Raw genomic sequence first — 10,261 nt, forward strand, 5'->3', positions numbered from 1 at the left:
CAAGCCTCAAAGATTATAAAGCGGGTAAGATCAAAAACAGCCTGATGAGCGGACTTTTAACTAACGTAAGCGACGAGAACCTAGATAAGCTCGCGGATGAAATTTCAAAATTTAAAGAGTAAGTCTTGGATAAATATAATTCGCGATGCACGATCAAAAATACGAGCTTTTTCTCGACCTTCGCGCTTAAAAACAGAAGCGGCAAACTGCGCCCCAGTATTCGGGCGCTGCGCTACGCCACGGTATTTTTGGTGCATCTGCTTTTCGTGCTTTCCTTTCGTGCGGATATTCAAATTTTAGAGGGCGACATCAGCGGCTCGCGGATACTTGGCTTTCACCTAGCAGATCCTTTCGCGACTCTTGAGGTGATCGCCGCGCACAAAGATCTGCCGATAAATCTACTCATCGGCTCGGGCACCATTTTGCTGTTTTATTTCATCGCGGGCGGTAAGGCGTTTTGCTCGTGGATCTGCCCTTACGGAGCGCTTAGCGAGATCGGCGAGAAGCTGCATAATACGCTAATCGCTAAGCATGTCATCAAGGAGCGCGCCCTGCCTCGCGGTATGCGGTATGCGATCTGGGTGGTGTTTTTGCTGCTAAGTGCGATTACGGATCTACTCGTTTTTGAAATTTTTAACGTAGTTGGAATTTTATCGCGCCTCATCATCTACGGCTTCTCGCTGGCGGGGCTTTGGATAATTTTTGTGTTTTTGCTCGAAGTATTTTTTAGCAGGCGGGTGTGGTGCACGCACCTATGCCCGCTAGGCAGTACCTATTCGCTTGCGGCTAAAGCAAGCCTTAGCAAGATTACTTGGGATAAGAGTAGGTGCGATCACTGCGGCGTTTGCCAAGACGTCTGCTTCGTCTCGCACGTACTGGATATCACTAAAAAAAAGGCATCCGAAAACCTGGGCGATAAGAGCAAATTTATGCTAAAAGGGATCGACTGCACGCTGTGCGGACGCTGTATCGACGTGTGTCACCAAGACGCACTCGGTATCGGCAATAAGCTAAAAGATATGATCTAAGGAAGCCTATGATAGAGATTAAAAACGTAAGCAAGAAATTCGGAGATCAATTCGTTTTAAAAGATATCGATCTAAATATCGCAGGCGGCGAGCAAGTGCTTTTCGTCGGGCAAAACGGCGCGGGCAAAAGCTCGCTGATGCGGACGATTTTGGGCGAATATATACCCACAAGCGGCAGCGTAGCTATCGACGGATTTGATTCGTTTAAGCAGCGCAGCCGCGCGCTACGCGGTATCAGCTTCGTGCCGCAAACCCCGCCGCCGCTTAAGCTGAGCCTAAATGAGCTCATCTACTTCGCCGAGCGCACGGCGGACGCAAGCAGAGCGGATATAGTAAAATTTTGCGGTGAAATGGAGCTTGATCTGAGTTCAAATTTAAACAAGCCCTTTCACAAGTTATCCGGCGGTATGAAGCAGAAATTTTTAATCGCGTTAGCCTTCGGCAGAGCCAGCAAGGCGATGATTTTCGACGAGCCGACAGCTAATCTCGATCCGAGCGCGCGCGAGCGTTTTAAGACGCTTTTGCATAACCACGCAAAAGACAGAAGCTTGATCTTTATCTCGCACAGGCTCGAGGAAGTGGGAGGACTGGTAAAAAGAATGATTTGTATGGATCTAGGGAGGATCGTAGATGACAAAAATGTTTAAAATTATGCTTTGTGCGCTTGCGGCGCTTACGTTTTTAGGCTGCGGCGACGAGAAAGACTACGGTAACGTCCATTACGACAGAGACGTATGCGAGCACTGCCAGATGGCGATCAGCGACAACCGCTTCAGCGTCGATGTGCGCGTGGACGGTAAAAACCACTACTTTGACGACATCGGCTGCTTAGTGGATTTTATGGTTACCAACGATAAACTAAACTGGCTGAAGGACGCCAAAATTTACATCAATGACGCTAGCGGCAACGGCGAGTTTATCGACGCACGCACGGCGCATTTTTACAAGGGCTTTAAAACCCCTATGTCGTTCGGCTGGGGCGCGTTTAAAAATAAGCAAGAGGGCAAGCAAGACTTCAGCTTCGATCAGGTAGTCGCGGCGCTTAAAGCAGGCGGCGGCTCGCACGGCATGGGAATGGGCGATATGGGTCGCGATGCGCACGGCGATATGGAAAGCATGCACGGCCATGGCGATATGGGCGGCATGAAAGACCCTCACTCCGCAGAGCACGGCATGAGCGGTATGGGGCATACTCACGGCTCAGATCATGGCATGGGCGGCGATGCGGGCAGCACGGCGCACTCTCAAGGCGAGCCGCACGATATGCATTCGGGGCACGCGCATTAAGGATGTTTTAGCCAAGGCGAAATTTTGAGCGGCTAGGATTTGCGCTAAATTTAAAGCGTGAAATTTCAGCGCGCCGCCCGCACCGCCATAGCTGAGATAAAATTTTACTTCGCGACTTCGGCGCGAGTCAAAGCCAGGCTTAAAAGACGGCTGCAAAATTTCATCTCGCGACGCGGCTAAATTTAACGCGCGGCGCAAAATTCGCTCTGCCGAATTAAAATTTACGCAAGCGCGCTAATTTAAAATTTCGCCGTAAATTTAAAATTTATCCGGCGTAGAATTCGCCGCCTTAAGATTTTTAGAATTTTAAAATTTTATGCCACGGAATACGCCCGGCTTTGAAATTTTGCGGAATTGAAATTTAAGCAGCCCGTTAAACGGCTAAATTTTAAAACTGCGGCGGAATGACGGATGGTAGGCGGCAAAAGACGAGCTGTTTACGGGAGCCGCAAGCGAGCTGTAAATTTAAAATTTGTGCGCGAGGCGCAGTCGTACGCTGTGGATAAAATTTTGCCGCCCATTTAAACGCTCGGCAAGCGAAATTTAAGTCTGCAAAATCCGCGCCGCGAAACGGAGCCGAGCTTAAAAACGCGCATTTAAGCCGCGCGAGCATCTAAAATTAAAAGCGCACCGAGGCGCAATAAAGGAAAAGAATGAAAAATTTACTCACCATCGCCGCTTTGGATATCAAAGAATCCTTCCGTTCGCGCTGGTTTTTGCTCTATCTGCTGATCTTTAGCGGGCTCGTGGCGGCGTTTTTTATCACGGGGGTGACCGACTCGCGCGTGCTCGGTTTCAGCGGGCTTTCGCGACTGCTGCTGCTGTTTATTCAGATCTGCATCATCATCCTGCCCGTCTTCGTGCTCGTCACCACCAGCAAGGCGATCCTAGCCGATCGCGACCTAAACATCTTAGAATACCTGCTAAGCTTCCCGATCTCGCAGGCGCAGTATTACTACGGCAAGGCGCTAGGAAGGCTGTTTGGAGTGTTCGTGCCGATATTTTTGTCGCTGCTTTTGGCGATCGTTTGGGGCGCGATCAAGGGAACGGGCATTCCGTGGGCGATCTGCCTGCTTTATACGGGGCTACTTTTTAGCTTGTGCGCGGCGTTTTTAGGGATCGCATTTTTGATCTGCGCAGTCTCAAAAAGCCAAGAGATGGGGCTTGGGCTCGCATTTTTCGTCTGGCTTTTCTGCCTTGCGTTTTTGGATCTCGTGCTGATCGGACTGCTCGCAAAAACGGGCGTGAACGAAAATCTGATCTTTGCGATCGCCCTAGCAAACCCGATGGAGGACTTCCGCATCGCCGCTATCAGCCTGTTTGATCCCGATCTTGCGGTCATCGGCACGACGGCGTATTTTATCCTAGATCACTTCGGGCGCGGACTTTTCATCGCCTTTTCGCTGCTCTATCCGATCGCTCTGGGCGCGGCAAGCCTGATTTTGGGCTATTTTATCTTTAGATCGAAGGATTTGGCGTGAAATTTCCACTCATTTTAGCGGCATTTATAGCGCTTTGCGGTGCAGCGGAGATGCAAAATTCCGCGGCTCAAAGCTCCGGCTTGGCGCAGAATTTAAGCGCGTCAGATAGTACAGGCTCCGGCTCGGCGCAAAATTCCAAACCTGCGCGCGATCTTGCGTGGCTTAAAGACGTAAATCTCACCTGCGCCAAATACGGCATCGATACTAGCGCGCACCCGGAATTTCGCGCCTATGCAAGGCTCAAAGACGGCAGTGCGCTCGCGTTTGCCTCACCCAAGGTGATGTTTGCATATTTTTTTGAAAGTGGGAGCTCGAGCGCAAATTTTAGCGGAACTTCCGCTGGAGCGAATTCTGAGAGCAAAAATCAAGCTAGCGGCAATTTAGGCGAGGCAAATTCCACTGATGCGAATTTCGGCGGTGCGGAACTTTACGTCACCGATTACGCAAGCGGCGAAATTTTGCGGGCACAGGACGCGTTTTATGTATTCGGCAGCGTGCTGCAAAGCGCCAGAGGCGACGATCTTATCACGTTTGCGAGATTGCGCGACGCGCAGGACTTCATGCGCGAGAAAAAGGGGCATAAAATTTTGCAGTTTCGAGAAATCTCCGCCAAGCTGATCGATTATCTAAGATGATCGAGCCGCTTGGCAAAATTTAAATCCAGCTATTTTAGTATATTTTATTCATAAAATTTTATCTTTTATTTTAGTGCGCTATTAAGGGAATTTAAAGCAATTAAAAAATACAATCACGTTAAATTTTATCTATAAGAATTAGATAATGTAGTTTTTCAGTATATTTATTGAGCTCTACATTCTCGCTTATTTTTAAAATAAATTTTAAGGAGACGATCATGGTAAACGACAAAATCGCAAAACAAAAAGGCCCACGCAAAAAGGCTGCGACGGATGAAAATTCCGCTGCGAATAAGGGGGAAAATTTTGCCGCAGACGCGCTCAAAAGCTCCGCCGCGTCCGTTTTTGATAAAAGCACAAATAGCGCTCAAAATTCCGCCGCAAATTCTACGACTTCCGCCTCGCATACTCGTGACAAAATTTCTAAAAATCGCGCCGCAGGTGGGAATTCCTGCGACGAGTGCGATTGCGAAGCCAGAAATTCCGCGTCTGGCTACGATGATAGCGCAAGCTCTGCTTCAAGTACGAACTTTGCGGCGTACTCAAGCGCTCAAGGCGCAAGCAACGCCCAAAATTCCGCGATAGGCTCTACGACAAATTCCATGGCTGATTCTTTGATAAATTTCGTCTCAAATCCTGCGAAGAGTCCAAGTAGCGACGATCACATCTCTTACTCGCACGAGCATAGCGATAGCTCCACAATTCACTCGCATCTACACGACGAAGATCTTGCGACCCACTCACACAATCAAGAAGAAAACCTCGCAGCTTATTTGCATGAATATGGAGCAAATTCTGCGGCGTCTTCGCATGAGCACGACGAGGATTCCTCCATCAGCTCGCATGAGCACGACAGACATTGCCATGATCACAAACCCCACTCTCACCGCGCGATTATCGGATTTGACGAACATGGCATCCCAAAAGTTTTAGTGCCTGCAGAGGCTAGTCCGCAAACACATAAAGACGCGCATGGCAATCTTTTCGAGCATTTTCACGAGGCGGAATTTACGGCGGATTATATGAAGGCGCTGCTTGAATACAAAAAGACCTTCCCTACAAAGCAAGAAGTACTTGAGAAAACCCCTGATCCCGCCGTGCGTGAAATGATGCTTAGGATGGAGCAGATCGGCGTAGATACGGCGTTTGATCGTTTCGACAAACAGATGCCTATGTGTAGTTATGGACTTAGCGGGGTATGCTGTAAGATCTGCAATATGGGACCTTGCAAAATTACTAAAAAGGCCGATCGTGGTACTTGCGGTGCGGACGCCGATCTCATCGTATCGCGCAACCTACTGCGCCAAGTAGCTGCAGGCGTAGCTCAACACGGCGCGCACGCCAGAGAGCTTCTGCTGTCGCTAAAATGGGCGGCGCAAGGCAAGCTAGATCTGCCCATAATAGGCGAATACAAAATCATCAATACCGCCAAAGCCTTTGGAATTCCAACTGAAGGCAGAGAATTAAAAGAGGTAGCGATCGAGCTTGCCGATACGCTTTTGACAGATCTTTCGCAAAGTAGCGGCGAGTATAAAACTATCACTGCGCTCGCGCCCAAGGAGCGTCAAGAAGTATGGCGGAAGCTAGATATCTTGCCGATTAGTGCGTATAACGAAGTCTTTGAGGCATATCACCGAACAGGTGTAGGCACGGATGGAGACTGGCGCAGCGTGATGCAGCATCTTTTGCGCTGCGGGCTTGCTTTTACCTTCACCGGCGTAGTAGCTGCAAATATCGCTACGGATGCACTATTTGGCGTAGGAGATCGCGTAACTTCCAAAAGCAATATGGGCGCGCTTAAAAAAGGCTGGGTCAATATCGCCGTGCACGGACATCTGCCGACATTAGTAAGCCTAATAGTGGAGATCGGAAATTCTAAAGAGTACCAAGACAAGGCTCGCGCAATAGGCGCGCAGGGGATCGCATTTTACGGCGTGTGCTGTTCTGGGCTATCGGCGATGTATCGCAACTGGGGCGTCGTACCGCTCTCAAACGCCGTAACTGCCGAACTCGTCATAGGCACGGGAGCGCTTGATCTGTGGGTCGCCGATGTCCAAGATGTCTATCCTGCGATCATGGACGTGGCTAACTGCTTCCAGACCAAGGTCGTTACCACGAGCTCATCAGCTAGGCTTCCCGGAGCCGAGCATATCGGCTACGATCATCACCATAGCAATATCGCCGAGACTAGGAATTTGGCGCGTAAAATTCTAGACCGCGCATTGCAATCTCACGAAAAGCGCAAGGGACTGCCGGTATATATTCCGCCGTATGAAGTCGAGGCCGAAGTGGGCTTTTCGGTAGAATTCGTCCATAAACACTACGGCGGCATGGAGCCATTAGCGCACGCGCTAAAAAGCGGTGAAATTTTAGGCATCGTAAATATGGTCGGCTGCACCAATCCTAAAGTGCCTTATGAGCGCGCTATTATAGATGTCGCACAAACCCTAATCGAAAATAACGTCCTAATCCTAACCAACGGCTGCGCGTCGTTCCCGCTAATGAAGCTGGGCTTTTGCCAAAAAAGCGCGTATAAAAAAGCAGGCGCGTCGCTGCGGGCGTTTTTAGAAAAAGATGAGCTTCCGCCGGTATGGCACGTGGGTGAGTGCATCGATAACACCCGCTCTAGCGGAATTTTCGCAGGTATCGCAGGGGTGCTAGGTAAAAATCTCTACGAGCTGCCGCTTGCCTTCACTTCTCCCGAGTGGGCGAACGAAAAGGGCGTCGATGCCTCGCTCGGATTCCGCCTAATGGGCATCGACTCATATCACTGCGTCGAGTATCAAATCCACGGCTCCGCAAATGTCATACACTTTTTCAAAGAGGGCACTAGGCGGGCACTTGGCTCTGTGATGCACGTAGATACTGATCCGGTCGCGCTTGCGCTAAAAATGGTAAGCGATATGCGCCTAAAGCGCAAAGCTCTAGGCTGGCAGTAGCGACGGATGGATTCATTTCGCATCGCTTAAAATGCGATGCGAAATTTCATGATAAAATTTAACCTCTTGCGGGCAAATAAAATCCCACAGCTAAACGGCTAGCAAAATTCTACAACTAAGTGGCTAGCAAAACCGAGGTTAAATAAAGATAAAATTTTCGCGCCGCATCCGTTCGTGGAATTCTAAATCAAATCTTCAAATCCTACGTAAAATTTCGCCGCGCGCTGTGTCTGCTGCTAAATCGGCGGAATTTAGCCGGGCAAATTCCGCCATCGAGCTTAAGCGCATCTTTCGCGAAAGGATGAAATTATAAAATTCCATCTTGGCGTAAATTTCGTAGGCGTAATCTGAAATCCGCGAGTTAAATTTTGCTAAAAGCCTTATTGCACGGAGCTGCACGCCATTAGATCTCGCCCGCATGTATGAAAGTTGAAATCATAAAAATTTAATATGATATGTGCTAAAATGCCATATTTGTTTAAGGATTTAGATGCATAAATCAAAGCCGCTGCAGTCTTTGCGTCATCATCGGTAGAAGATGTCGTGCGAGGCGGAGGCACTGCCGTCAAGTCCTGCGTTTCGCAGCTTGAGGCGGTGCGACAAAAGCGCGTCTATGCTGCGTCTGCAAACATTTTCGGCTGAGACCGCACGGGCGCGAGGGCGTCACTACAAATCTTGCAGGCGGCTAAAATTTTCATCCGGATCTTTTCTGAAGTATTGATCTTGGAGCTATCACGAAGGAGTTTTGCCGCAAGCCTTTCGCTACGAGCCGGGAGGCAGAATTTAAAGCGAAATTTTAAGCGTGTTTCAACGAGGCGAAATTTCAAAGATTAAATTTAATGCAAAAGATAAAATTTAAAGCAAGGGAAGGTATGAAAAATTTTAAATTTATGCTCGTGCTGCTGATACTAGCGACGATTGCGACGATTGCGATATCGCTTTGTATAGGGCGCTTCGGACTAAGCATCACCGAGGTTTTAAAAGCGCTTAGCGGCGGCGAGGTGGCGCAAAACGTCCACAACGTCGTTATGGATGTGCGCCTGCCGCGCATCATCGCCGCAGTGCTCGTGGGCGCGGCGCTGGGCATCAGCGGCACGGCGTATCAGGGCGTCTTTAAAAACCAGCTCGTCTCGCCCGATCTTTTGGGCGTGAGCGCCGGAGCTTGCGTGGGCGCGGCGATCGCGATCCTGCTTGATCTAAATATCCTTTTGATCCAGCTTTTCGCCTTCGTTTTCGGGCTTGCGGCGGTTTGCATTACGCTTCTAATCACGCGCGCGCTGCGTTCGAGCGCCACCATAATGCTCGTGCTTGCGGGCATCATCGTAAGCGGTCTAATGGGCGCGCTGATCGGATTTTTAAAATTTATGGCCGATCCCGAGACGAAGCTCGCGGATATCGTGTATTGGCAGCTAGGAAGCCTCGCGAAGGTCGATCCTAGCGTACTAGCGATGATAGCGCCGGTGATGGGGGTTTGTATCGCTATCTTGGTGCTGATGAGCTACCGAATAAACGTCCTATCCATGGGCGATGCGACCGCGGCGAAGCTCGGCGTAAACGTCGTGCTGGAGCGGGGCATCATCATCGTCTGCGCGACGCTGCTAACCGCAAGCAGCGTGTGTATCAGCGGCATAGTCGCGTGGGTGGGGCTTTTGATGCCGCATCTAACGCGCATGATCGTGGGCGTAAGCAATACCAAGGCGATCCCCGCGAGCATATTTTTAAGCGCGATCTTCGTGCTCATCGTAGACGACGTAGCGCGCAGCATAAATCAAAGCGAGATCCCGTTAGGGGTGCTTACGGGCTTTATCGGCACGCTATTTTTTATATTCATCCTGCTTAAAAACAAAAGGAAGCTAAATGGTTAGGGTTGAGAGCTTAGACTTCGGCTACGTAAAATCCGCCCCTCTAACGCTGCGCGACGTGAATTTCAACCTCGAAGCGGGCGCGATGCTGACGATTTTGGGGCAAAATGGCGCGGGCAAATCGACGCTTTTAAATTTAATCAGCGGCACGCTTGAGCCTCTGCGCGGTAAAATTTCAATTGACGGCAAGGATATGGCGAGCCTCAGCGCCAAAGGGCGCGCCGAGATCATCGGCTACGTCTCGCAAAGCGAGGTCTGCGAGTACGACTACAGCGTCTTCGAATACGTCTTGATGGGGCGCACGGCGCATATCGGGATCTTTTCGCAGCCGAGCGAAAACGACTACAGGCTTGCGCAGCGCTACATGAAAATGCTTGAAATTTGGCACCTAAAAGACAAGATCATCACGCGCCTAAGCGGCGGCCAGAGGCAGATGGCATCCATCGCGCGCGCCCTTTGCAGCGAGCCTAAGATCGTGATCTTCGACGAGCCCACCTCGGCGCTGGATTTTGCCAACCAATACAAATTCCTCCGCGCCACGAAGGAGCTTTTAAAAAACGGCTACACCGTCGTTTTAGCCACGCACAATCCGGACTTCGCGCTGCTTTTGGGCGGATACGTCGCGCTCGTAAAAGGCGGCGGCGAGGTCGCCTACGGCAAAGCCGAGCAGATCATAAAGAGCGAAATTTTAAGCAAACTATACGATCTGAAGCTCGACGTCAGCTACAACGAAAAGGTCGGTCGCGTCTGCTGCTTGACGTATCCATTCTAGTCTTTACTTCGCGGACGAGCACAGCTCGTCCTTGCGACGGGGAGCTTCGCTCCCTCGACCCACCTAAAGTTACGGCAGGCTAACGCCTGCACTTTTATCGGTTTTACTTCGCGGACGAGCACAGCTCGTCCTTGCGACGGGGAGCTTCGCTCCCTCGACCCACCTAAAGTTACGGCAGGCTAACGCCTGCACTTTTATCGGTTTTACTTCGCGGACGAGCACAGCTCGTCCTTGCGACGGGGAGCTTCGCTCCCTCG

General features: G+C 50.3%; 10 protein-coding genes. 9 read left to right on the forward strand and 1 reads right to left on the reverse strand.

What is annotated here, in order from left to right:
• From Q0369_RS11190 to Q0369_RS04470, 9 genes are all read left to right on the forward strand, one after another.
• On the forward strand, positions 1-122 hold a 122-nt coding region (locus Q0369_RS11190; RefSeq protein WP_367178971.1), incomplete at its 5' end, for a cytochrome c.
• A gap of 3 nt (positions 123-125) precedes the next feature.
• Positions 126-1,028, forward strand: coding sequence for a NapH/MauN family ferredoxin-type protein (locus Q0369_RS04435; protein ID WP_298096529.1), 903 nt, complete (start codon positions 126-128; stop codon positions 1,026-1,028).
• 8 nt (positions 1,029-1,036) lie between these two features.
• Positions 1,037-1,675 carry an ABC transporter ATP-binding protein gene (locus Q0369_RS04440; protein ID WP_298096533.1) on the forward strand — a complete coding sequence of 213 codons (639 nt, stop codon included), beginning with the start codon at positions 1,037-1,039 and terminating at the stop codon, positions 1,673-1,675.
• Complete coding sequence (locus tag Q0369_RS04445) at positions 1,659-2,315, forward strand: hypothetical protein (RefSeq protein WP_298096536.1); 657 nt, start codon at positions 1,659-1,661, stop codon at positions 2,313-2,315. Before Q0369_RS04440 ends, Q0369_RS04445 begins: the two co-directional genes overlap by 17 nt.
• A gap of 653 nt (positions 2,316-2,968) precedes the next feature.
• Positions 2,969-3,796: an ABC transporter permease subunit gene (locus Q0369_RS04450; protein WP_005870848.1), complete on the forward strand. Its 828-nt coding sequence runs from the start codon at positions 2,969-2,971 to the stop codon at positions 3,794-3,796.
• Positions 3,793-4,431 (forward strand): nitrous oxide reductase accessory protein NosL, encoded by a 639-nt coding sequence (locus Q0369_RS04455; RefSeq protein ID WP_298096539.1) that lies wholly within the window; start codon positions 3,793-3,795, stop codon positions 4,429-4,431. The genes Q0369_RS04450 and Q0369_RS04455 overlap by 4 nt, the downstream gene beginning before the upstream one ends.
• Positions 4,432-4,649: 218 nt before the next feature.
• Positions 4,650-7,370 (forward strand): carbon monoxide dehydrogenase, encoded by a 2,721-nt coding sequence (locus tag Q0369_RS04460; RefSeq protein WP_298096542.1) that lies wholly within the window; start codon positions 4,650-4,652, stop codon positions 7,368-7,370.
• 872 nt (positions 7,371-8,242) lie between these two features.
• Complete coding sequence (locus Q0369_RS04465) at positions 8,243-9,235, forward strand: iron ABC transporter permease (protein WP_298096544.1); 993 nt, start codon at positions 8,243-8,245, stop codon at positions 9,233-9,235.
• Entirely contained in the window at positions 9,228-10,004 is a 777-nt protein-coding gene (locus Q0369_RS04470) for an ABC transporter ATP-binding protein (protein ID WP_298096548.1), read from the forward strand. The genes Q0369_RS04465 and Q0369_RS04470 overlap by 8 nt, the downstream gene beginning before the upstream one ends.
• A gap of 69 nt (positions 10,005-10,073) precedes the next feature.
• Here the strand turns inward: Q0369_RS04470 and Q0369_RS04475 are convergent.
• Positions 10,074-10,261: hypothetical protein (locus Q0369_RS04475; RefSeq protein ID WP_298096552.1), on the reverse strand; the 188-nt coding region annotated here is incomplete at its 5' end.

Origin of the sequence: uncultured Campylobacter sp., from assembly GCF_938030685.1 — a bacterium.
In the GTDB taxonomy this organism is placed as follows: domain Bacteria; phylum Campylobacterota; class Campylobacteria; order Campylobacterales; family Campylobacteraceae; genus Campylobacter_B.